Origin of the sequence: Cupriavidus pauculus (assembly GCF_022179805.1) — a bacterium.
Lineage (GTDB): Bacteria > Pseudomonadota > Gammaproteobacteria > Burkholderiales > Burkholderiaceae > Cupriavidus > Cupriavidus pauculus_E.
This window is the reverse complement of sequence record NZ_BPUO01000004.1, coordinates 445929-467705: the sequence shown is the minus strand read 5'-3', so window position 1 is coordinate 467705 and position 21777 is coordinate 445929. Positions and strand designations below refer to the sequence as shown.

Annotated in this window: 20 protein-coding genes; 3 read left to right on the top strand and 17 right to left on the bottom strand. The window is 66.6% G+C overall.

Annotated elements, in window-relative coordinates; translation table 11 throughout:
• Positions 1 to 88 precede the first annotated feature (88 nt).
• A complete protein-coding gene (locus MFF62_RS10795; protein WP_238262955.1) occupies positions 89 to 1039 on the top strand; it encodes a LysR family transcriptional regulator in 951 nt (316 codons plus the stop codon).
• On the opposite strand, the gene MFF62_RS10790 is transcribed toward MFF62_RS10795, so the two are convergent.
• The gene (locus MFF62_RS10790; RefSeq protein WP_238262953.1) at positions 1036 to 2253 is read right to left on the bottom strand and encodes a bifunctional alpha/beta hydrolase/OsmC family protein; all 1218 of its coding nucleotides are present in this window, start codon (positions 2251 to 2253) and stop codon (positions 1036 to 1038) included. The genes MFF62_RS10795 and MFF62_RS10790 overlap by 4 nt on opposite strands.
• Before the next feature lie 78 nt (positions 2254 to 2331).
• Positions 2332 to 3255 (bottom strand): LysR family transcriptional regulator, encoded by a 924-nt coding sequence (locus tag MFF62_RS10785; protein ID WP_238262951.1) that lies wholly within the window; start codon positions 3253 to 3255, stop codon positions 2332 to 2334.
• A gap of 113 nt (positions 3256 to 3368) precedes the next feature.
• Here MFF62_RS10785 and MFF62_RS10780 point away from each other — a divergent pair, with 113 nt between their 5' ends.
• The gene (locus MFF62_RS10780) at positions 3369 to 4109 is read left to right on the top strand and encodes an SDR family oxidoreductase (RefSeq protein WP_238262949.1); all 741 of its coding nucleotides are present in this window, start codon (positions 3369 to 3371) and stop codon (positions 4107 to 4109) included.
• Between the two features lie 72 nt (positions 4110 to 4181).
• Here MFF62_RS10780 and MFF62_RS10775 read toward each other — a convergent pair whose 3' ends face one another.
• From MFF62_RS10775 to MFF62_RS10760, 4 genes are all read right to left on the bottom strand, one after another.
• Positions 4182 to 6365, bottom strand: coding sequence for a xanthine dehydrogenase family protein molybdopterin-binding subunit (locus MFF62_RS10775; RefSeq protein ID WP_238262948.1), 2184 nt, complete (start codon positions 6363 to 6365; stop codon positions 4182 to 4184).
• Positions 6349 to 6789 carry a (2Fe-2S)-binding protein gene (locus tag MFF62_RS10770; RefSeq protein WP_238262946.1) on the bottom strand — a complete coding sequence of 147 codons (441 nt, stop codon included), beginning with the start codon at positions 6787 to 6789 and terminating at the stop codon, positions 6349 to 6351. The genes MFF62_RS10775 and MFF62_RS10770 overlap by 17 nt, the downstream gene beginning before the upstream one ends.
• Before the next feature lie 125 nt (positions 6790 to 6914).
• Positions 6915 to 7877: a Bug family tripartite tricarboxylate transporter substrate binding protein gene (locus MFF62_RS10765; RefSeq protein ID WP_404990730.1), complete on the bottom strand. Its 963-nt coding sequence runs from the start codon at positions 7875 to 7877 to the stop codon at positions 6915 to 6917.
• Positions 7878 to 8007: 130 nt separating this feature from the next.
• A complete protein-coding gene (locus tag MFF62_RS10760; protein ID WP_238262944.1) occupies positions 8008 to 8829 on the bottom strand; it encodes an IclR family transcriptional regulator in 822 nt (273 codons plus the stop codon).
• Between the two features lie 325 nt (positions 8830 to 9154).
• Between MFF62_RS10760 and MFF62_RS10755 the strand changes: the two genes are divergently transcribed.
• Positions 9155 to 9679, top strand: coding sequence for a MarR family winged helix-turn-helix transcriptional regulator (locus MFF62_RS10755; RefSeq protein ID WP_238262942.1), 525 nt, complete (start codon positions 9155 to 9157; stop codon positions 9677 to 9679).
• A gap of 48 nt (positions 9680 to 9727) precedes the next feature.
• Here MFF62_RS10755 and MFF62_RS10750 read toward each other — a convergent pair whose 3' ends face one another.
• The 11 genes from MFF62_RS10750 to MFF62_RS10700 form a co-directional block, all read right to left on the bottom strand.
• Positions 9728 to 10045 (bottom strand): hypothetical protein, encoded by a 318-nt coding sequence (locus MFF62_RS10750; RefSeq protein ID WP_238262940.1) that lies wholly within the window; start codon positions 10043 to 10045, stop codon positions 9728 to 9730.
• Between the two features lie 186 nt (positions 10046 to 10231).
• Positions 10232 to 11809 carry a M20/M25/M40 family metallo-hydrolase gene (locus MFF62_RS10745; RefSeq protein ID WP_238262938.1) on the bottom strand — a complete coding sequence of 526 codons (1578 nt, stop codon included), beginning with the start codon at positions 11807 to 11809 and terminating at the stop codon, positions 10232 to 10234.
• A gap of 114 nt (positions 11810 to 11923) precedes the next feature.
• Complete coding sequence (locus MFF62_RS10740) at positions 11924 to 13360, bottom strand: MFS transporter (RefSeq protein ID WP_238263105.1); 1437 nt, start codon at positions 13358 to 13360, stop codon at positions 11924 to 11926.
• Positions 13361 to 13517: 157 nt separating this feature from the next.
• Complete coding sequence (locus tag MFF62_RS10735) at positions 13518 to 14474, bottom strand: PDR/VanB family oxidoreductase (RefSeq protein WP_238262936.1); 957 nt, start codon at positions 14472 to 14474, stop codon at positions 13518 to 13520.
• A 38-nt stretch (positions 14475 to 14512) separates the two neighbouring features.
• Positions 14513 to 15478 (bottom strand): VOC family protein, encoded by a 966-nt coding sequence (locus tag MFF62_RS10730; protein ID WP_238262933.1) that lies wholly within the window; start codon positions 15476 to 15478, stop codon positions 14513 to 14515.
• 43 nt (positions 15479 to 15521) lie between these two features.
• Complete coding sequence (locus MFF62_RS10725) at positions 15522 to 16997, bottom strand: aldehyde dehydrogenase (protein WP_238262931.1); 1476 nt, start codon at positions 16995 to 16997, stop codon at positions 15522 to 15524.
• Positions 16998 to 17012: 15 nt separating this feature from the next.
• On the bottom strand, positions 17013 to 17819 hold the full coding sequence (locus MFF62_RS10720) for an aspartate dehydrogenase (protein ID WP_238262930.1): 807 nt from the start codon (positions 17817 to 17819) through the stop codon (positions 17013 to 17015).
• A 12-nt stretch (positions 17820 to 17831) separates the two neighbouring features.
• Positions 17832 to 19526 (bottom strand): thiamine pyrophosphate-binding protein, encoded by a 1695-nt coding sequence (locus tag MFF62_RS10715; RefSeq protein WP_238262928.1) that lies wholly within the window; start codon positions 19524 to 19526, stop codon positions 17832 to 17834.
• Positions 19519 to 20322 carry an SDR family oxidoreductase gene (locus MFF62_RS10710; RefSeq protein WP_238262926.1) on the bottom strand — a complete coding sequence of 268 codons (804 nt, stop codon included), beginning with the start codon at positions 20320 to 20322 and terminating at the stop codon, positions 19519 to 19521. Before MFF62_RS10710 ends, MFF62_RS10715 begins: the two co-directional genes overlap by 8 nt.
• Positions 20323 to 20340: 18 nt before the next feature.
• Entirely contained in the window at positions 20341 to 21201 is an 861-nt protein-coding gene (locus tag MFF62_RS10705; RefSeq protein WP_238262924.1) for an IclR family transcriptional regulator, read from the bottom strand.
• A 21-nt stretch (positions 21202 to 21222) separates the two neighbouring features.
• Positions 21223 to 21759, bottom strand: a complete 537-nt coding sequence (locus MFF62_RS10700; protein WP_238262922.1) for a cupin domain-containing protein — start codon at positions 21757 to 21759, stop codon at positions 21223 to 21225.
• Between the last annotated feature and the right edge of the window lie 18 nt (positions 21760 to 21777).

Sequence of the window (21777 nt, the reverse complement as noted above, 5' to 3'; positions counted from 1 at the left end):
TCAAATCATCGGATGGGATGGACTCATTCTTGTCCCATTACAACGTCATGACAAACCATTTGTACTGATCAATGCATTAGTCCTACTAATGGCAAACACCCTGTCCGCATCATTATTGGGCTGGCTGCGCTGTTTTGAGGCGGCGGCGCGGCATTGCAACTTCACCCAGGCCGCCGCCGAGCTGTGCGTCACGCAGGGCGCGGTCAGCCAGCAGGTGAAGCAGCTCGAACAGTGGCTGGACCGCCCGCTGTTCCTGCGTACGCCGCGCGCGCTGGTGCTGACGCCCGAGGGCGAGCGCCTGCGCTTTGTGCTGCGCGAGTCGTTCCAGGCCATCGAAGGCACGCTGACCCAGTTGCGCCGGCCGCGCGACAAGCAGCCCATCGCGCTGTCGTGCTCGCCGTCGTTCGCCATGGTGTGGCTGACGCCCCGGCTGGGCAGCTTCTTTCGCCAGCATCCGGACATCGGCCTGCGGGTCTATGGCGAATTCCACGCGCTCGACCGCTCGCGCATGCAGCGCGACGGCACCGAGGCGGCCGTGCGCTTCGACCCCGGCGGCTATCCGGACCTGAAGGCGCACCGGTTCCTGGAGGAATGGCTGATCCCCGTGGCCAGCCCCGCCTACGCCGCTGCGCATCCCGAACTGCGCTCGCCGGCCGGCCTGCGCGCCAACATGCTGCTGCACGACGTGAGCCCGTGGGACGGCGCCGGCGAGTTCGAGGAATGGCAATGCTGGCTGCGCCACGCCGGGCTGACCCTGCCCGATACGGCTGACGGCCAGCGCTTCAACCTGTCGCAACTGGCCATCAATGCGGCGTTGTCCGGACAAGGCGTGGCCATCGGCCGGTCCGCGCTGGTGCTGGAAGACCTGGAGTCGGGCCGGCTGGTGGACCTGTGGGGCATTCACGCGCCTAGCCACGCGTCGTATCACTTCGTCTGCGCGCACGGGCAGAGCGCGCAGGTGACCGAAGTGGAGGAGTGGCTCGTGGCCGAAGGCGCGGCATTCGATGCCGCGCGCCGGCGCGTGCTTGGGATCGGCTAGCCCGGCAAGGTATCGATCCGGATTTCCGAATGCAGCGTGCGATGCACGGGGCATTTGTCGGCAATCGCCATCAGCGACGCGCGCTGTTCGTCGCTCAGGTCGCCACGGATCGCGATGCGCCGCTCGATCCGGTCCACCATCCCCACCGTGGTCTCGCAGGCCGCGCAGTCCTCGGCGTGGATCTTCTCGTGCCGTAGCTGCACCGCCACGTGCTCCAGCGGCAGCGACTTGCGCTCGGCATACATGCGCATGGTCATCGACGTGCAGGCGCCAAGCGCCGACAGCAACAGCTCGTACGGATTCGGGCCGGCGTCGTCGCCACCCACGGCAACGGGCTCGTCGGCCACCAGCTCATGGCTGCCCATGCGGATCGTCTGCTGGTAGCGGCCCCGGTGGCGCTCGGCCACCATCACCACGCCGGGCTCCGGAATCGCATCCTGCACGTCCTCGGTCAGCGTGGGCAGATAGTGCTGCGACCACGCAGTGATCATGCTGGCCGCGTAGGCCGCGCCGGCGCGGTTCTGCAGCAGGTGGTCGGCACCGTCCAGCGCCACATAGGCTTTCGGCTGCGCGGCGGCCTCGAAGATGGCCAGGCCGTTCTCCACCTCGACCGTATCGTCGGTGGGCGACTGCATCACCAGCAGCGGCTTGCCAAGGTGAGCCACCTCGTCGAGCAACCTGTGGCTGGACACATCGTCGATGAACTGGCGCGCGATGCGGAATGGCCGGCCGGCCAGCTTCACTTCAAGCTCGCCTTCGGCGCGGATGCGCTCGACGTTGTCGCCCAGCAGGCCCAGCACATGGCGCGGATCGCTGGGTGCGGCGATGGTCACCACCGCGCGCAGCTCGGGCAGCCGGCGCGCCACGCCCAGCACGGCCGCACCGCCAAGGCTGTGCCCGATCAGCAGCGCCGGGGCCTGGCCGCGGGTGCGCATGTACATGGCCACGGCTTCCAGGTCGGCCAGGTTCGACGAGAAATTGGTGCTGGCGAAATCGCCCTCGCTGGCGCCAATGCCGGTGAAATCAAAGCGCAGCACGGCAATGCCCTGCGCGGTCAGCGCCCGCGCGATGCGGGTGGCCGCCAGGCTGTCCTTGCCGCAGGTGAAGCAATGCGCGAACAGCGCATGCGCCCGCACCGGGCCGTCGGGCCATTCCATCCGTGCAGACAGCGTGCCGCCCTGGCTACCGGGAATCTCGATTTTTTCGACGCTCATCACTGCCCCTCCCCCTGCATTCGCGTGGTTCGAACTTCCGAAGCATAGTCCACGCAGCGCATCTGCCCAGCCGCCCGTTCAGCGTCCGTCGAATCGGCGCGCCAGGCCCTTGCGCTGGAAGGCCTCGACAATGAAGTCGATGAACACGCGCGTCTTGGGCGGCAGCAGCTTGCGGTTCGGGTAGTAAAGCGCGACGGGTCCGTTGTCGGCACACCAGCCCGGCAACAGACGCACCAGCGCCCCGCGCTCCAGCCAGGGTGCGGCGTGGGGCATGGGCAGCAGCGCCACGCCCAGCCCCTGCATGGCTGCGTGGGCCATGGCTTCGGGATCGTCGAAGATCAGCCGCGTGCGCGGCTCCGCCAGCGCTTCCTCACCCACCTGATTGCGCAGGTTCCACAATCGCAGGCGGCCGGTGGACGCGGACCGGCGCACGATGCCATCGAACTCGGCCAGGCCAGCCGGATGCGTCGGAAGCGTCCGCCCCGACAGGTACGCCGGCGACGCCACTGCCACCACATGAGTCCGCGCCAGTTCGCGCGCGACCACGCCCTCGGTCAGGTCGATGCCGCCGCCGATCGCCACGTCGAAGCCCCCGGCAATCAGGTCGACGGCGCGATTATCGAAATGCCAGTCGGGCACGATAGCCGGATATCGCTCCAGGAATTCGCCCAGCAGCGGCACCAGGTACTCGCGCCCGAACGCCACGCCCATGCTGACCTTGAGCACGCCGGCCGGCTTGCCATCGTCCTGCGCCACGCTGGCAAAGGCATCGCGCAGGGTCGCGTACGGATCGGACACCTGGCGCAGGAACTGCTCGCCCCCCAGCGTCAGCGTGAGCTTGCGCGTGCTGCGCTGGAACAGCCGCAGCCCCAGATGGGCCTCCAGCCGCGCCACGTTCTTGCTGACGGCGGCCGGCGTGAGCCCCAGCCGGCGGGCTGCGGCCGAAAAACTGCCGGTTTCGGCACTTTGGACAAACGATTCGAGCAGGTTCAGGGCTTCCATAGCCCGAAGCTTATACCAATGGTTGAAGAACTTGATCGTGATTTGTGACTAGCGGTAGTGGAAACCACCAACCATACTGGTCACATCTTCACTGACATCACAAGGAACACATCATGACTACGCTCTCGAACAAGGTTGCCTTCGTAACTGGCGGTGCACGCGGCATCGGTGCCGCCGTGGTCCGCCGCCTGGCCCGCGACGGTGCCGCCGTCGCATTCACCTACCAGAGCTCCGGCGCCGGCGCGCAGGAACTGGTGGAATCGATCCAGGCCGCTGGCGGCCGTGCCAAGGCGTACCAGGCCGATGCCGCCGACGCCGCTGCGGTGACGCGTGCCATCAATGACGCCGCCGTCCACTTCGGCAAGATCGACATCCTGGTGAACAACGCCGGCGTGCTGCACCTGGGCCCGGTGGAAGAGTTCTCGCTGGACGACTTCGACAAGACCGTGGCCGTGAACGTACGCGCCGTGTTCGTGGCCAGCAAGGCAGCGCTGTCCCATATGGGCGAAGGCGGCCGCATCATCAACATCGGCAGCACCAACGCCGACCGCATGCCGTTTGCCGGCGGCGCCGCCTACGCGATGAGCAAGTCCGCACTGAAGGGCCTGGTGCAAGGCATGTCGCGAGACCTGGGCCCGCGTGGCATCACCGTCAACAACGTGCAGCCCGGCCCGGTGAATACCGACATGAACCCCGAGAACTCGGATTTCGCAAAGTCGCTGCACGGTCTGATGGCCCTGCCGCGCCACGGCAAGCCCGAGGAAATCGCCAGCATGGTGGCGTATCTGGCCGGCCCCGAATCGAGCTTCGTGACTGGTGCCAGCCTGAATGTGGATGGGGGTTTCGCGGCCTGAGGCCAGCGCTACCCACCAGCAAGGCCGCCCTCTCCACGCAGTCTTCGGCGTGGAGAGGCAGCTTTTTTACGGTCAGGCTTCGAGCTTCATCGGCATCGACCGGCGCCGTGACTTCGTGGCCTGGTACAGCGCATGCGCCACGGCCGGCGCCACCGGCCCCAGCGACACCTCGCCACAACCCTGCGGCGGACGGTCGCTGTCGACGATGACCACGTCGATCCTGGGCATCTCGGCCAGTTGCAGCAGCGGGTAGTCGTGGAAGTTGCTTTGCTGCACCACCCCGCCCTTGAACGTCACTTCGCTCTTCAGCGTGTTGGTCAGTGCAAAGCCGATGCCGCCCTCGATGTTCGCGCGGATCAGATTCGGATTGATCGCGCGCCCGCACTCCACCGCGCACACCACGCGCCGCACCTTGAACGCGCTGCCGTCGCGCACCAGTTCCAGCGCCATCGCCACATAGGTCTGGAACGCCTCGCCCCGCCCCGTGTAGAGACTGAACGTGAAGCCGCGCGTCACGCCCGGTGCCGGTTTGCGCTGCCAGTTGGCCGCCTTGGCTGCCGCGTCCAGCGTGCGCACGGCCAGCGGGCTGTGCGACAGCAGCGCGCGGCGGTAGCGATACGGGTCCATGCCCGCCGCATCGGCCATTTCGTTGACGAAGCTCTCCAGCATGAACACGCTCGACGTGGAACCCACGCTGCGCATGAAGCTGACCGGAATCGGCTGCTTCACGTCGATCATGTCGACCTTGAGATTCGGCACGCGATACACGCAATCGTAGATCGCCTCCAGCATCGTCTCGTCCCAGCCGCCGTTCTTCGCCATGCGCTCGGCCTTGATCACGCCATAGAGCGACTGACCAGTCAGCCGCGCGTGCATGGCACGCGGCATGCCCTGCTCGTCCAGCACCGCACGGAAGCGGCCCGACACGCCGGGGCGATAGAAGCCATGGCGGATATCGTCCTCGCGCGAGCGGATGACCTTGACCGGCTTGCCCACCGCCGCCGACGCACGCGCCGCGTGCACCACGAAGTCCGGCAGGAACTTGCGCCCGAAGCTGCCGCCCAGGAACGTCGTGTGGACGATGATGGTTTCCGGCTTGCGCTGGTAGAGCTTGGCCAGCGCGTTGCGCACGAAATCCTGGCCCTGGATCGGGCCCCATACCTCGATGGCATCCTCGCGCACATGCACGGTGGCGTTCACCGATTCCATCGTCGCGTGCACGATGTACGGCGTGTGATAGTCGGCCTCCACGACCTTGCCGGCGCTGGCCAGCACGGCATCGGCATCGCCCAGCCGCGTGGCCACCACAGCCTGCGGCGCGCCCAGTGCCGCCTTGCGTGCGGCCATGATGGCGTCGCTGTCGAGATTCTTGGCGGCACCCGGATCGATGTCGAGTTCCAGCGCGTCGGCCCCCTTCTTGGCGAGCCAGTAGCTGGTAGCGACCACGATTGCCGCATCGGGCGCCTGCACCACGGCCTGAATGCCGGGCATGGCTCGTACGGCATCGGCATTGCGGATGCCCGTGACCTTGCCGGTGACGGTGGGCGGCATCTTCAACGCGCCGTAGAGCATGCCCGGCACGCGCACATCGATGCCGAACTCGGCCGAGCCGTCGACCTTGGCCGGCGTATCCAGGCGCTGCAGATCGCGCCCGATCAGCTTGTGCGCGGCTTCGTTCTTCAGGCGCGGCGCCGGATTCAGCGGCAGCTTTGCCGCTTCCTCGGCCAGTTCACCATAGCCCAGCGAGCGGCCGGTGCCGCCATGGAAGACGCGCCCGTTCTCGGTGTAGCACTGGCCCGGACGTACCTGCAGCCGCTTGGCGGCAGTCAACGTCAGCACCTCGCGCGCCTGCGCGCCGGCAATGCGCAGGCGCTCGTAGAACAGCGTGGCCGACATCGACGCGCCCACGAACTGTTGCGGCTCTTCATAGGCGGCGCCCGTGCGGTAGGCGTCGCGCCCGGTGACGAAGGTCACGGTGATAGCGCGCCAGTCGGCGTCGAGCTCGTCGGCCAGCACCTGCGGCATGCCCGTGTAGACGCCCTGGCCGCATTCGCACTGCGACAGTCCGAGCGTGATCTTGCCGTTCGGCTCGATCCAGATCCAGTCGGTAATCTCATGCGTGCCATGCGGACCGCTATCCACCGTGCGGTTGGCTAACACCGGCAACGGGATGCACAGCGCACCAGCCACCGCGGCGCTACCCACGAGAAAGCCACGTCGCGACGGGCTCTTCACGGCTTCACTTTGCTGCGGCATGGATGGCCTCCCGGATGCGGTGATAGGTGGCGCAGCGGCACAGATTGCTCACGGCTGCGTCGATGTCCTTGTCGGTGGGATGCGGATTGCTCTTCAGCAGTGCGCTGACCGCCATCACCATGCCGGACTGGCAGTAGCCGCACTGCGGCACATCCTTGGCGATCCACGCCTTCTGCACCTTCGACGATCGGTCTGGCGACAAGCCCTCGATCGTCGTGATGCTGCGTCCCGCCACACTGGACACCGGCGTCACGCACGACCGCTGCGCGTTGCCGTCGACGTGCACGGTGCACGCGCCGCACGCGCCGATGCCGCAACCGTACTTGGTGCCGGTCAGGCCGGCGTCATCGCGAATCACCCACAGCAGCGGCGTGTCGCCGTCGCCATCGAAGCGGGTTGCTTTTCCGTTCAACACAAAGTCCATGCTTGCCTCGCTGGTGCAGGAAAATGACGGCCGCACGCCACCCTGCACGGCGCAGGGTGCGGCCAGATACGACTCGGGTAAGGGATGTCTCGAAGGGTTGCGCCGCCAGGGTGCGGCGCTGATCGCTATTCCGCCGTGATGTGGTACGTGCGGATCAGCGTGGCCCACGCCGCGGCTTCATCGCGGATGCGCGCGGCCAGTGCCTCGGGCGTGCTCGCCACGGGTTCCAGCCCCTGGCGCTGCAGATCGCCGCGCACCGATGGCGTGGTGAACAACGTATGGATATCGGCGGACAGCGAATCGGCCATCGGCTTCGGTGTGGCGGACGGCACCAGCAACGCGTACCAGGAACTGACGTTGATGCCCGGCATACCCTGTTCGGCAAGCGACGGCACATCGGGGGCCGCCGGCGAACGCGTCGACTGCGTGACCACGATGGCGCGCAGCGCGCCCGACTGGATAAACGGCGCCAGCGTCGGCCATGTGCCCAGCAGCACGGGAACCTGGCCGCCCACCACGTCGTTCACGGCCTGCGTGGTGCCTTTGTACGGGACGTGCAGCATGGTCACGCCAGCCTTGTGCCGGAACAGTTCGCCCGCCAGATGCAGACCGCTGCCCACGCCGGGGCTGGCATAGCCCAGCGGCTCCTTGCGCTGGTCCGCCTGCCTGGCCACCGCCACCAGCTCGGCAACGTTGCGCGCCTTCACCGACGGATGCACGGCAAGCACGTTCGGCGAACTGGCCAGCAGCGATACCGGACGGAAATCGCGCGCGACCTGATAGGAGAGCGCGGGGAACAACGTGGGATTGATCGTCAGGTTGCCGGCCGGCACCACCAGCCAGGTGCACCCGTCGCCCGCCGCGCGGCGCACGGCATCGATGCCGATGTTGCCGTTGGCTCCGGGCTTGTTGTCGACCACGATGGTCGTGCCCCGGCGCTGCTGCAGGCCCTGCGACACGGTGCGCGCCAACTGGTCGGCAGCACCCCCGGCGGGAAACGGCACGACGATGCGCACCGTGGCGCAATCGGTTGCCGCCCGGGCCACGCCGCCCAGCGCCAGCCCGGTAACGGTGCCGACGACGAGCATCGCGATGCGCATCCAGCGCGGCCCGCGCTGCCGCACGGCACCTGGGCTGCCGGATACTTCGGGATAAGGGCTTGCGTGGGGGCTACCGTCCTGCATGATTCTTTTCCTGCCAGTTGTGGTCGCGGCTACATCATCCGCCAGCCACCCTGCCGCTCAGGTCTGGCCGGTAATCCAGCAAGCGGGACAGTTCCGCCGCCGCCTCGCGCACCTTGCCCACCATCGGATCGAGCAGTGCCGTGTCGATCCGTGCCGCCGGGATCGTCGCGCCCAGCGCCGCCACCACCCGCGTGGTGCGATCTCGCACCGGCGCGGCGATGGTCGAGATGCTGGCCTCGAAGAACCCTTCGTGCAGCACGTAGCCACGCTGGCGGTCGCGCTGCACCATCTCGTACAACTCTTCCACCGTGCGCGGCGTGCTCTCCGAGAACACCTCCAGGCGCTGCTCGGGATACAGGTCACGCAATTCGGCCAGCGTCAGGTCTTCCAGCAGCACCCGCCCCAGCACCGTGGCATGCGCGGGCAGGCGCGTGCCGACATTGACCGTGCTGGTGAACGGCCGCGAAGCCACCGACTTGGCCACATAGACGATCGAGCGCCCGTCGCGCACCACGAGATTGCACGGGTAGTGAATCTCGTCGCGCAGGCGGTCCAGCAGCGGCCGCCCCAATTCGGTCAATTCCAGCGATGCCAGGTAATCGAACCCCAGCCGCAGCACCGCCATGCCCAGCCGAAACTCCCGGCCGCCATCGGTGCGCTCGACAAAGCCCATCATTTCCAGCGTGGCAAGCAGCCGGAACACCGTCGAGCGCGGCACCTGCAGCCGCCTCGCCAGTTCCGCCGCCGACAACGTGCGGTCCTTGCTGCTGAATTCACCCAGCAGCCGCAGTCCCCGCTCCAGGCCCGGCACGATGTACTTGTCCTGTGTCTCCTCTGCGGGCGTGTCATTGCTCATGGTTTCTCTCTGCCTAACGTTCGGTTTGCCAGTGGACGGCAACGGATCGATATAACATGCTCCGCGCCGCCGATGCGCACACCGCGCACCATCGCTCCGAAACAGTAGCAGATGCGTTTTATATATGAAACCAAGATTCACGCCAGGAACGATTTCAATGTAGGCGGTGTTTGTTGATCTCTCAACTTAAGCAAACTACCAATTGACAATGCATCAAAAGAGAAGTGGGTAGCGTCGTACGGCACAAAGTTGCGAACAACAATCGATATGAGACAATCGCACACGCATTTCCGCCGAATTTCCGGCATTCCTTCTTGGCGCCCTCATGTCCAGTACCACCACCCAGCACCCCCCGGCCACCGCCGGGGGCTCCGATCCCTGGTCGAATCTTGACGAAGCCGGCACTGGCCTGACCGTCAACGACTTCCTGACCACCATGCTCAGCCAACTGGTGACGGCATTGCGCAGCAGTGTGACGGAGCCTTATGCCACCCAGTTCGACCTGACCGTGCCGGAATGGCGCATCCTCGCCCTGCTGGCGCACGGCGAATCGATGTCATTCGCGGAACTGGTCAAGCAGTCCACCTCGGACAAGGCGCTGGTCAGCCGGACCCTGCGGCTACTGGAAGACCGAGGACTGGTGACGCTGGAATCGGAGGGCGCCACGCCGCGCAAGCGACTGGCCTGCAAGATCAGCGACGCCGGCGCGGCGCTCCATGCGCAGGTCATTCCGCTGGCGCGGCGCGGGCAGGCATCGGTCATCCGGCTGCTGACGCCTGAAGAGCGCCAGGGCCTGTACTCGGGCCTGCGCAAGCTGCATGGGATCTGCACGGGAGCGGGCAAGGAGTAAAGGCAGATAAGGGCAGGCCGCCGGGGTGGCGGCCTGTTGCCGTGGCGGTCAAATCCGCATCGCCACAATCTCCAGGATGCGGTCCACCTTGCCTTCTAGCCCAACGAACCTCTTGTCCAATGCCGTGATCTTCTCGTTCATGACATTGAGCTTCTCGTCCATCACATCGAGTCTCGCTTCGACTTTCGCCAGCCTGACCTCGACTCTGTCGACGCGCACATCGAGCCTGTCCACACGCTTGTCGAGCCTTTCGAATGTCTCGCCGATTGGCGCCAGCTTCTCGTTCGTGTAGGTATGCAGAAAGAAATAGGCTGACAGCGCGCTGCCGACACCGCCGCTTGCCAAGCCCGCCAGGACTGCTTCCATATGACCCCCTTATGCGTTCTGGTGCTGCAATGCGGCCGCCAACCCTGGCCCCCGCATGCATCGCCACCAACATAAGAGATTCCGGCCGAAAGGGGAATCGTATTCGTCTCAAGCAAGCCCAAATCAGATTCGTCTCACATCCAAGGCCGCGCCAAACACGGCGATGGCGCGGCCCCGGCAACACGCTTACTTGAACGGCGTCTGCAGGATTCCCATGACGGTTCGGATGCCGTCGCGATAGTTACCCAGCCGCATGTTCTCGTCGAAGCTGTGCTGGTTGTTGTCGGCGTTGACCAGCGGCACGATCACGAACGGCGACTTCAGTGCCTGCACCGCGGCGCCCGTCGGCACCGTGCCGCCCATCATGCGGATCTGCACCGGCGGCTTGCCATAGGTGTCATTCATCACACCTTGCAGCCACCGCGAGACCGGCGCTTCCAGATCCGTGCGCGCGGCCGAGCTGGATGCCGACACCTCGTCCGCCGTCAGCGCGGCCAGCTTCGGGTAGCGCGCCCGCTCTTCAGCGGTCGGCTCGCCGTTCACCAGGTGATAGCCCTGCTTCTCGATGTGCTTGCGCAGCAGCGCCACCAGTGTTTCGGGCGGCGTCTCGGGCACGGTGCGCAGGTCGATGTCCGCAATGGCCACTTCCGGAATGATGGTGCGCGCCTTCGGCCCGACATCGCCGGCCACGATGCCGCGCACGTTCAGGCTCGGATACTGCATGGCTTCCTGGTAATTCGCGCCGACCTTCTCGGTGCTGGCAATGCCCAGCCGCCGCTTCAGCGCGGCCTCGTCGTCGGGCACGGCGGCCATGATCTTCCGGGCGCGGTCGTCGATCTTCACCGGCGTGTAGTAGCCGGGAATCGTGACGCGTCCGTTGTCGTCCTTCATCGAGGCCAGCAGGCTGGCCATGCGCTGCGCAGGATTGGCCGAATAGTTGCCGTAGTGGCCGCTATGCAGTCCCTGGCTGGCGCCAAACACCTTGAGCTGCACGAGCTGGATGCCCCGGTTGCCGAACACCAGCGTGGGCTGGTTGCTCTGGTGCATCGGGCCGTCGAAGATCACCATGCCGTCGTTGCGCAGCGCTTCGAGGTTTTCTCCGATGACCTTGCCCAGCGACGGCGAACCCTTTTCCTCTTCCGAATCCAGCAGCACCTTGATGTTCACGCCGGGCTCGACGCCTGCAGCCTTCAGCGCGTCAAACGCCGCCAGGAACATCACGATGGGACCCTTGTCGTCCGACGACGACCGCGCAAACAGGCGCCATTCCGGGTCCACCTGTCCGCCGTAGAGCTTGTCCAGCGGCAGCGCTTCCCATTTGCCATCAGACGAGCGCGCCTTCAGCGTGGCCTCCCACGGGCTCTTCTGCGCCCACTGCGACGCCGTCACCGACTGGCCGTCCAGGTGCATGTAGAACAGCACGGTCTTGCGCGGCGTGGACGAGGCACCGGGCGCCTGGAATTCGGCGTACACCATCGGCTTGTCGCCATTGGCCAGTGCACGCGCCTGGAAGCCGCGCCGCGAAAATGCCTTGACCAGCCAGTCGACATTCTTCTGGATATCGGCCGGCACGGTGGCGTCGTTGGGAATGGCGAGCAGTTCCACCCATTCGCGATAGCTGGCGTTGGCCGCCTTGTCCGCCGATTGCGCCAGTTGCGTGCGGTCGAGCGAGGCGGCATTCGCCGCGCCCAGCGATGCCAGCGCCAGCGATGCGGCGAGCACGAGTCTGCGGGGGCGAGCGTGGAAAGCCGATGGGGTGCGCATGTCTTCCTTGGTGTGTTGTAGGACGACATGCATTATGGCCGCATACGCGTGCAACAAAAAAGCCCCGCTCGCCGGGAAAGACGGCTGCGGGGCCAACCACGACGTGCGTGCCGGTCAGACTTCCAGTTCTTCCAGCACCTGCCCTTTGGTTTCGATGCCAAGCAGGTAGACGGTCACCGCAGCCAGCAGCGGCACCACGGCCAGTCCGTAGAACGCCATGCTCAGGTTGCCCGTGCCGATCGTCGACGCGATGATGCCCGGCGCGAAGATGGCCGAGATCTTGAGCCATGCGCCGCCCAGGCCGCAGCCCATCGCGCGGATGCTGGTCGGGTACAGCTCGGGTGTGTAGACATAGGCCGTGATGAAGCCGCAGGCCAGGAAGCCCATCGCCATCGCGCAGAACGTGGCCACCACGTAAACCGACGACGCGTGGAACACACCGGCCAGCACCAGCGACGCCGCGCACAGCACGAACGACACGTTGATCACCGGCTTGCGTCCCACCTTGTCCACCACCAGCGCGCAGATCAGCGACCCCACCACGCCCAGCACCGAGGCGCCGGCCGCCAGGTTCAGCGCCAGTTGCAGCGGCGCGTGATAGACGGTCTTGTAGATCGTGGGCAGCCACGTGGACAGCCCGTACTGGATAAAGCCGCACGTCGCCCACAGCATCCACACGGCCAGCGTGCGGCCCAGGTAGGCGCGGCCCACCAGATCACGCACACGGCGGCGCGGATGCTTGCCGCCCATCGCATCGAAGCGCGACGTATCGCCCACCGGCGCCAGCGGCTGCTTGGCACGCGCCTCGAACTGGCGCAGCGCCTGGTCGGCTTCCTCCAGCCGGCCCTTCTCGGCCAGCCAGCGCGGCGACTCGGGAATCAGGCGGCGCAGCACGAAGAACAGCACCAGAGGCACGCCGCCCAAGAAGTACATCACCTCCCAGCCATAGCGTGGCACCAGCACCGCGCCCATCGCGTTGGACACCATGAGCCCGATCGGGAACACGATCTCGTACAGCAGCACGAACCTGCCGCGTCCGTGCGCGCGCGTCACCTCGTTGATATAGGTGGCCGCCACGGGCAGCTCGCCGCCCAGCCCCAACCCCTGCACGATGCGCAGCAGCAGGAATATTTCGAATGACGGCGCGAATCCGCACGCCAGGCTCATCAGGCCGATGATGCCGGCACTCCAGCCAATCGAGCGCAAACGCCCGAAGCGTTCGGCCAGCGCGGGAAACAGCAGCGCGCCGACCAGCTGCCCCACCGACGGCGCGGCGATCAGCAAGCCGATCTGGCCCGGCGTCAGCGACCACTTGCCGATCAGCAGCGGCAGCGTCGCGGCGATGGCGATCACATCGAAGCCGTCGAAGAACGTGGCCAGCCCGATCAGCAGCCGTGCACGCACGTGCATCATGTTGCCGGGCATGCGCTCGATGCGCGCGATAATCTGGCCGCGCGTGGTCGGCGTGGCTTGCGTGGAGGATTGCGCGGGGGCGTGTGCGGCCGCATCGCCGGCAGCGGCGGCGTCATAGCCAACGGCTGCCGCCTGCATGGGCGCGGCGTCTTGTCTCTGTGTCAACACGGGTGTCTTTTCCGAAAATCGTGTGGGGCAGTTACCCGCGTGGCCGCTTTGTCCCTGAAACATGCGGTTCTGCGTTTTGCGGCGGGCAGTCGTGGTGGCCGCGCATCCACGGCGCGGCGCGGATGGGTCAGAGGTCCAGCACCAGGCGCTGGCCCTTGCAGCCCGACACGCAAACCATCATGGTCCGGTTCGATGCACGCTCGCTGTTGCTCAGTACGCTGTCGCGGTGTTCGGGGCAGCCTTCCACCACGGCCGTCTCGCACGATCCGCACACGCCCTCGCGGCAGCTGTATTCCACCTGCACGCCGGACTCCAGCAGCGCATCGAGCAGCGACTTGCCGGACGGCACCCGCACGGTCTTGCCCGATCGTTGCAGCTGCACGCTGTACTCGCCTTCCTGCACCGACTCGGTGGCCGGGTCGGCGGCAAAGCGCTCGATGTGGACGTTCGGATAGCCGTGGGCTTCGCATGCGGATTCGAACGCGTTGAGCATCGGACCGGGACCGCAGCAGTAGAAATGCGTGCCCGCCTCCTGGCCGGCCAGCATCGCCTTCAGGTCCGGTGGCACGCCCGCTTCGTCATCGAAGTGAAAGCGCACGGCATCGCCATAGGCCGACAGTTGCTCGACGAACGCGGCTTCTTCCCGCGAACGGGCGCAGTACAGCAGCGTGAAAGAGCGGCCGCGCTCGGCCAGCCGGCGCGCCATGCAGACGATCGGCGTGACGCCGATACCGCCGGCCACCAGCACCGTGTGCGCGGCGTCCTCGTCCAGCGCGAAGTGATTGCGCGGCACGGCCACCGTCAGCGTGGTGCCCACGCGCAGCTGCTCGTGTACGAAGCGCGAACCGCCCCGGCTGTTGCGGTCGTTCAGCACGCCCACGGTATAGCGGTCGCGCTGCTCGGGTGCGCCGCACAGCGAATAGCTGCGCACCAGGCCGTTGGCCAGGTGCAGGTCGATATGCGCACCGGGCGCGAACTCGGGCAGCGGCACGCCGGCGGGGTCGCGCAGCTCGATGCTGACAACGCCGCGCGCCTCGAAGCGCATGGCCTGCACGCGCAGTGTCAAAGATTGGCTCGCACTCATGACGGCTTCCTTCTCAATGCTTCTTGATGCTCGATGCTTTACCGCTTTTCCGTCAGGAACTTGCCTTCCGGTCCGCCGGCATTCTTCTGGCGGCGGGTATTGCCGTCAATGCCACCCTCGATGGCCCACTCCGCGAACATCGTGGGGCCCGGCTCGAAGGCACGCGGTTCCCAGTGCGCGTCGAGCTGGTCTTCGTCGGCGTAGTACTCGATCAGGCCACCGGCCGGATTCTTGAAGTACCAGAAATAGGCTGACGAAATCGGATGACGGCCCGGGCCGAGTTGCGTGTCCCAGCCCTTGCGGGACATGTTCATGCCGCCGCCAAACACCTCGTGGATGTCGCGCACGGTGAACGCCACGTGGTTCAGCCCCGCCTTGCCATGCGGCAGTTGCAGCAGGAACAGGTCGTGGTGACCGCCCTCGGCCGTGCAGCGCAGGAAGGCGCCCCGGTCCGGGTAGTTGTCCGATTGAACGAAGCCGAACTTCTCGATGTAGAAGCGCTCGGTGGCCTTCACGTCCTTGACGAAGAACACCACGTGGCCCACTTCGATGGGGATCGCGCGTTCGTAGATCGGGCTGCGCTGGTTCATGCGCGGCTTGTCGTTCCACGTGTTCATCAGCGCGCAATCCACGGCCACGTCGTGCTTGCGTGACACCTGGAAGCGTACGGCCAGCCCGTTCGGGTCGGTGCAGCCGATACGTGCGCCGCCTTCCAGCGACACGAACGTCGGCTCGCCCGCGATGGCCTCGCGCAGTTCGCGCAGCGATGCTTCGTTGTCCACGCCCCACACCACTTCGCGCAGCGTCGGGCCCTCTTCGATGGCCGGTGCCAGCGCGGCGTCACCGATCTTGCGCACCAGCACGCGGCAGCCGTTCAGCGTTTCGAAGTCCAGGCCCTGCGCGTCGTCGCGCTTGATGGCCAGGCCCCAGTCTCCGAAGAATCCGCGACATGCATCGAAATCGTCGGCGCCGTAGACGATTTCATCGATTCCCAATACCTTCATTTCCAGTCTCCGTCCTGCCGGTTTGCGTTTGCGCGCGATGGCCTCAGTTGGCCCACGGCAGCGGTTGTTCGTTCAAGCCCCAGTACACGCTCTTCTGCTCCATGTACTGCAGGATGCCAAGGCGTCCCTTCTCACGGCCAAGTCCGCTGTCGCGCCAGCCGCCGAATGGCGTCGAGATCGAGAACTGCTTGTACGTGTTGATCCATACGTTGCCGGCTTGCACGGATCGTGCCACCCGCCATGCACGCTTGTAGTCGCGCGTCCAGATGCCAGCGGCCAGCGCGTAGATGCTGTCGTTGGCCTGTTCGATCAGATCGTCCTCGTCGTCGAAAGGCATCGTCACCAGCACCGGCCCGAAGATTTCCTCCTGGCAGATGCGCGCGTCGTTGCCAAGCCCTTCGATGATCGTCGGCGTATAGAAGTAGCCATTGGGCAGTCCTGCCACGTCGGGGCGAATGCCGCCGGTACGCAATTGGCCGCCTTCGTCCACGCCCGCCGCCACATACGAATCGATGCTGTCGCGGTGCCGGTCGGTGATCAGCGGCCCCATCTGGGTACGCTCGTCGGCCGGGTCGCCCACGCGCAGCTTCGCCGCGCCAGCCGCCAGGCGGTCCAGGAACGGCTCGTACTGCGAGCGCGCCACGAACAGGCGCGAGCCTGCGATGCACGATTCGCCCGACGAGCTGAAGATGCCGTACAGCACGCCATTCACGGCGTGGTCGAGATCGGCATCGTCGAACACGATGGTCGGCGACTTGCCGCCCAGTTCCAGCGACACCGGCATCATCTTGTCGGCGGCGATATGGGCGATGTGCTTGCCAGTGGTGGTACCGCCCGTGAACGACACGCGGCGCACCAGCGGATGCTTGGTGATGGCGTCGCCAATCACCGAGCCCTTGCCAGGCAGCACGCTGATCAGGCCACGCGGCACGCCGGCTTCCTCGCAGATCGCGGCCAGTTCCAGCGCCATCAGCGGTGTCACCTCGGCCGGCTTGACGATGACCGCGTTGCCGGCAGCCAGCGCCGGTGCCATCTTCTGCGCTTCGCTGGCGATCGGCGAATTCCACGGCGTGATGGCCGCCACGACGCCCATCGGCTCGTAGACGCTCATCGTCAGGCAGTCGCCACGTTGCGGCGTGATCTGCTCTTCCAGCGTTTCCAGCGCGGCGGCGAAAAACTGGAACGTGCTGGCCGCGCTGGCCACCAGTGCGCGCGTTTCGCTGATGGGCTTGCCGTTGTCCAGGCGCTGGCGCTGGGCCAGGGCCTCGGACTTGGCGCGAATCAGCTCCGCCACGCGGTACAGCACGGCGGCACGCTCATGCGGCTTGCGGCGGGGCCAGCCACTGGTACGGAACGCCTGGTGCGCGCCCTGGATGGCCTCCTCTACGTCGGCCAGGCTGGCCGCGTTCAGCTCGGCCACCACCTCGCCCGTGGCGGGGTAGCGCGTGGCATAGCGGTCGCCGCCGCCGGCGCGCCATACGCCAGCGATCAGGATCGGGAGAACTTGTTGCGTCGTCATCGGGTATTACTCGCTTCAGATCGACACCGCATGGGCGCGGTTGCCGAGTGCGCGCACCACGCTGAACACGGTCAGCGCGGACGTCTTGGGATTGGCGGCCAGCGGCTTGCCACGCATGGTCAGTTCGAAGCCGCCGAACGCGCCGCGTGCTTCCACGTGGTGAACGTTTTCCACGGCCGACGGATCGGCCAGCAGCTTGACCGACGTGCGGTCCAGCCCCAGCCCCGCCAGGGACACCGTGGCCGCCACGTTGGCGTTCCTCGGATAGAGCCGTGCCGCATCGCGCGCCGTACCTTCGAAGATCACGGTCGGCTCGGTCAGCGCGTCCAGGTCGAACATCTGCTCGGCCGGCGTGCCGGCCCATGCGCGCGCCGGCTTGCGGCCGGTGTAGATCACTTCGTCCAGGCCGCCCACGCGTGCCGCCGCCAGGGCGTCGATGGCACCGATGGCGCCCGACAGCAGCTGCACCTGCGTGTTGCCACGCCGCGCGGCCGCTTCCAGGCGCTCGGCCATGCCGGGCTCCGACAGCGCGCCCACCGACACCACCAGGCACGGAATGCCGCGTTCGAGTGCCGGCACCACGTGCTCTTCCAGTGCCCGGTGGCCCGCGCACTCGACCAGCAGGTCGGGGCGCACGTCGCCGTCGGCGAGCCGCGTGGCCACGCGCACGTTGGGCGCCAGCGTGGACAACGCACCGCGTGCCTCGTCCATCGTGCCTTCGGGCACCACCACCACATCGAACACGACGTCGGGGTCGGACTTCAGCAGCTCCAGCACGCCACGGCCAATCGCCCCGCAACCCACCATCGACACATGCAGCATGGACATCTCCGTTCAGGCCGCGGCCGTCGCCGTGTTGGCGATGGGTGCCTGCTTGTTGACCGGCGGGCCGGCAAAGACCGTCTTGAAGCTGCCGATCGACAGCATGTCGATCTCCAGCAGGAACGGGCCCGGCTCCACCGTGGCGTCTTCCAGCGCGGCACCAACGTCGGCCAGGTTGCTCACGCGGCGGTGGCGCAGCGCCAGCGACTGGCACAGCTGCGCGTAGTCGGGCGTATGCAGGTCCACGTAATGGCGGCGGCCGCCGTACTGCGCGTCCTGGATGTTCTTGATCACGCCATAGCCCTTGTCGTTCATCAGCACGATGACCATGTCGGCGCGCTCCTGCACCGCCGTGGCCAGTTCACCCAGGTTCAGGATGAAGCCGCCGTCACCGGCCAGCGTGAACGTCTTCTTGCCCGACGCGGTGGCTGCAGCACCCACGGCAGCGCCGATGCCCATCGCCAGACCTTGTCCGATACCGCCGCCCAGCGCATGCACGCCAGCACGGGAATCGAAGATCTGCAGGTGGCGGTTGCCCCAGGTGCTGTTCGACACAGTCACGTCGCGCACCCAGTTGAAGTTGCGGCCCACGGCCTTCTGCAGCGCCTGCACCAGCGCGCTGTACGGGCCCAGGCCATCGACCAGCGCGCCCACGGCCACGTCGTGCGCACGGCGCAGGTCATCGGCGAAGGTCGCGTCGATCTGGATACGGCCTTCGAGGCGATCGGCCAGGCCATCGAGTGCCAGTGCGGCATCGCCGCTGACGAAGTAGTCGCTCTGGTAGCAGCGGCCTTCCGAGGCCGGGTCTGCGTCGATGCGCAGCAACGGGCGCGGCAGCTTCAGTTCGTACTTCAGCGTCTCGTTGCCACGCAGGCGCGAACCCACCACGACCATCGCGTCGCAGGTCTGGTAGAACGTCTCGACCGGCTTGTGCAGGTTGTAGGCACCGAGCGAACGCGCATCGTCCTCGGGCACGATGCCGCGGCCTTGCGTGGACGTCACCACGCCAAAGCCCATGTCCATCAGGCGCTTTACCTGCTGGCTGGCGTGGCGCGCGCCGCCGCCCAGCCACAGCATCGGACGGCGGGCCTTGAGCAGGCGCTCGGCCAGTGCGTCCAGCGCGTGTTCCGACGGCTGGTGCTGCGGCACCGGCAGCGGCTTCAGGTCGCTCGGCATGGCGATCAGCGCGGCCTGGATGTCGATCGGAATCTCCACGCTGACGGGGCCCGTCGGGGCGGTCAGCGCGGTCTGCACGGCCAGCTTGATCGTCGAGAGCGCGGTGTCGGCGCTGCGGATGCGGAACGCGGCCTTCGACACGGCCTTCAGCATCGTGAGTTGGTCCGGCGCTTCGTGGATGTAGGCCAGGCTCTGGTCCAGGTACGGCGTTTCGATCTGTCCCGTGATGTGCAGCAGCGGCGTGCCGGCCGTCAGTGCCTCGACCATGGCGCCGGCCGCGTTGCCGGCGGCGGTGCCCGTGCTGGTCAGGCACACGCCCAGGCTGCCCGTGGTGCGCGCATAGGCATCGGCCATGTTGGTGCCGCCGGCCTCGCCGCGCGCCGGTACGAAGCGGATCTTGCCGCGTTCGCCCATCGCATCGAGAATCGGCATGTTGTGGATCGAGATCACACCAAACGCAGCCTTGACGCCGCATTGCTCCAGGAAGGCGGCAATGGCGCAGCCCACGGTGACTTGTTGTTCGTTACGCATGACGGGAGAGTCCTCCGGAAATATCGATATGGCTGCCCGTGGTGTACGAAGACAACGGCGAGGCAAGGAACAGGATGGCGCGCGCAGCTTCCTGCGGCAGGCCGAGACGGCCCAGTTGAATGTTTTTCTGGCGGGCCAGGCGCGCGGTCCACGCCGGCCAGTCAAGGTGGCGGTCCTCCTCGGGACGCGCCTCGAAGCGGCGGCGCCACTGGCCCGACTCCACCAGCCCGATCAGGATGCCGTTGACGCGCACACCCTTGGGGGCGAATTCCGTGGCCAGCGAGCGCACCAGGTTGTGCACGCCGGCCCGTGCGGCCGATGTAGCCACCATATGCGGCTCCGGCTGCGTGGCCAGCAGCGAGTTCACGCACACGATGGCGCCCTGGCCCGACTGTTCGAGTTGCGGCAGGAAGGCGCGCGTCGCGTGGATCACCGAGAAGAACTTCAACTGCAGTTCTTCCAACCAGGCGGCGTCCTCGGTGGTGGCGAACGTCGACACGCGGCCCTGGCCGGCGTTGTTGACGAGCATGTCCACCGGGCCCAGTTCGCGCGCCACGTCGGCTGCAAACGCGTTGACCTGCACGGGATCGAGCACGTCGCACGTGGCCGCATACAGCCGGCAACCGGCAAAGCGCTCGCGCAACGTTGCCTCGGCGCCGCGCAGGCGCGCGGCATCGCGGCCGCACATGGCCACCGCGGCGCCCGCTTCGAGCAACAGTTCTACCGTGGCCAGTCCGATGCCGGAGGACCCGCCGGTGACGACGGCTACCTTGCCGTCGAGTTCAATCATGGACATCGAAACTCCCTCGTCCCCTCAATCGCGATACATGGGAACCACCTTGCCCTGCCCACTTCTGGCGAGACGGTGGGGCCGGTAGCCAAGCAGGCGCGACAGTTCACCCGCTGTTTCCCTGACTTTTTCGACCATGCGGTCGAGTTCTTCCTGCGGCAGCCGCGACGCCGGAATCGTGGCGCCCAACGCGGCGGCCACCTTGCCGGTGCGATCGCGCACCGGTGCGGCAATCGTGGAAATGCTGGCTTCGAAGAAGCCTTCGTGCAGCACGTAGCCCTGTTGGCGTACCTGCTGCACCAGTTCGTGCAGCGCTTCCACGGTGCGCGGCGTGCTGTCCGAATAGACCTGAAGCTGCGGCTCCGGATACAGCTCGCGCAGCGGCTCCAGTTCCATGTCCTCCAGCAGCACGTGGCCCAGCACCGTGGCATGCGCCGGCAGGCGCGCGCCCACGTTGATGTTGCTGGCGAACGGACGCGACGCGGCGGCCTTGGCCACGTACACCACCGAACGCCCGTCGCGCACCACGAGGTTGCACGGGTATTCGATGTCGTCACGCAGGCGGTTCAGCAACGGGCCGCCCAGTTCGGTCAGTTCCAGCGAAGCCAGGTAGTCGAAGCCGAGCCGCAGCACCGCCAGTCCCAGCCGGTACTCGCGCCCGCCATCGGCCCGCTCCACGTAGCCGGTGGCCTCCAGCGTGGCCAGCAGGCGGAACACCGTGGAACGCGGCACATCGAGCCGGCGCGACAGGTCGGCCGCCGACAGCACGCGGTCACGCGCGTTGAACTCGGCCAGCAGGCGCAGGCCGCGTTCCAGGCCCGGGACGATGTACCTGTCCTGGCCCTCGGCGATCAGGCCGGCAACGGTTTCGGGATTGGCGCTCATGGTTCGGCGTCTCGCTGCAGATCAGCGCTTGACCTGGGTCAGCGGGTGTTCCGGCGGATAGGTCGGCGTGATCGGCTTCTTGGCGCCCAGCATCACGCACATCAGCGCGTCTTCCTCGCCGATGTTGATTTCCTCGCGGTACACGCCCGGCGGCACCGACACCAGATCACGGTCGGTCAGGATGGTCTCGAAGCGCTCGCCGTCCTTTTCCAGGATCAGCTTGATCTTGCCGCGCAGGATGAAGAACACCTCTTCGACGTCGGTGTGCAGGTGCGACGGGCCTTCATGGCCGGCCGGGATGATCATCGTCGAGAACGTGAAGTGCTCCGACGGCACCGTGTTGGCGTCCGCGGCCACACCCGTGCCACCCGTGCCCATGTAACGCATCTGCGCGCGGCGGTACTTCGGGTCGTAGTCGGCCTGGAACTTCAGTGCATCCCAGTCGTAGCGGCGGGTGCTGAAGCGCGCCACACGCGACTCCATCCACGATTCGAACGAAGCGCCGTCCGGCTGCTCCCAGGTGCGCTTGATGTTTTGCTGTTGCGACAGATCGCTCATTTCCATTCCTCAGGGGAG

Coding starts and splice junctions, on each gene's coding strand:
- MFF62_RS10795 (WP_238262955.1), top strand. CDS start 89: ATGGCAAACACCCTGTCCGCATCATTATTGGGCTGGCTGCGCTGTTTT.
- MFF62_RS10790 (WP_238262953.1), bottom strand. CDS start 2,253: ATGAGCGTCGAAAAAATCGAGATTCCCGGTAGCCAGGGCGGCACGCTG.
- MFF62_RS10785 (WP_238262951.1), bottom strand. CDS start 3,255: ATGGAAGCCCTGAACCTGCTCGAATCGTTTGTCCAAAGTGCCGAAACC.
- MFF62_RS10780 (WP_238262949.1), top strand. CDS start 3,369: ATGACTACGCTCTCGAACAAGGTTGCCTTCGTAACTGGCGGTGCACGC.
- MFF62_RS10775 (WP_238262948.1), bottom strand. CDS start 6,365: ATGCCGCAGCAAAGTGAAGCCGTGAAGAGCCCGTCGCGACGTGGCTTT.
- MFF62_RS10770 (WP_238262946.1), bottom strand. CDS start 6,789: ATGGACTTTGTGTTGAACGGAAAAGCAACCCGCTTCGATGGCGACGGC.
- MFF62_RS10765 (WP_404990730.1), bottom strand. CDS start 7,877: ATGCTCGTCGTCGGCACCGTTACCGGGCTGGCGCTGGGCGGCGTGGCC.
- MFF62_RS10760 (WP_238262944.1), bottom strand. CDS start 8,829: ATGAGCAATGACACGCCCGCAGAGGAGACACAGGACAAGTACATCGTG.
- MFF62_RS10755 (WP_238262942.1), top strand. CDS start 9,155: ATGTCCAGTACCACCACCCAGCACCCCCCGGCCACCGCCGGGGGCTCC.
- MFF62_RS10750 (WP_238262940.1), bottom strand. CDS start 10,045: ATGGAAGCAGTCCTGGCGGGCTTGGCAAGCGGCGGTGTCGGCAGCGCG.
- MFF62_RS10745 (WP_238262938.1), bottom strand. CDS start 11,809: ATGCGCACCCCATCGGCTTTCCACGCTCGCCCCCGCAGACTCGTGCTC.
- MFF62_RS10740 (WP_238263105.1), bottom strand. CDS start 13,360: ATGCAGGCGGCAGCCGTTGGCTATGACGCCGCCGCTGCCGGCGATGCG.
- MFF62_RS10735 (WP_238262936.1), bottom strand. CDS start 14,474: ATGAGTGCGAGCCAATCTTTGACACTGCGCGTGCAGGCCATGCGCTTC.
- MFF62_RS10730 (WP_238262933.1), bottom strand. CDS start 15,478: ATGAAGGTATTGGGAATCGATGAAATCGTCTACGGCGCCGACGATTTC.
- MFF62_RS10725 (WP_238262931.1), bottom strand. CDS start 16,997: ATGACGACGCAACAAGTTCTCCCGATCCTGATCGCTGGCGTATGGCGC.
- MFF62_RS10720 (WP_238262930.1), bottom strand. CDS start 17,819: ATGCTGCATGTGTCGATGGTGGGTTGCGGGGCGATTGGCCGTGGCGTG.
- MFF62_RS10715 (WP_238262928.1), bottom strand. CDS start 19,526: ATGCGTAACGAACAACAAGTCACCGTGGGCTGCGCCATTGCCGCCTTC.
- MFF62_RS10710 (WP_238262926.1), bottom strand. CDS start 20,322: ATGTCCATGATTGAACTCGACGGCAAGGTAGCCGTCGTCACCGGCGGG.
- MFF62_RS10705 (WP_238262924.1), bottom strand. CDS start 21,201: ATGAGCGCCAATCCCGAAACCGTTGCCGGCCTGATCGCCGAGGGCCAG.
- MFF62_RS10700 (WP_238262922.1), bottom strand. CDS start 21,759: ATGAGCGATCTGTCGCAACAGCAAAACATCAAGCGCACCTGGGAGCAG.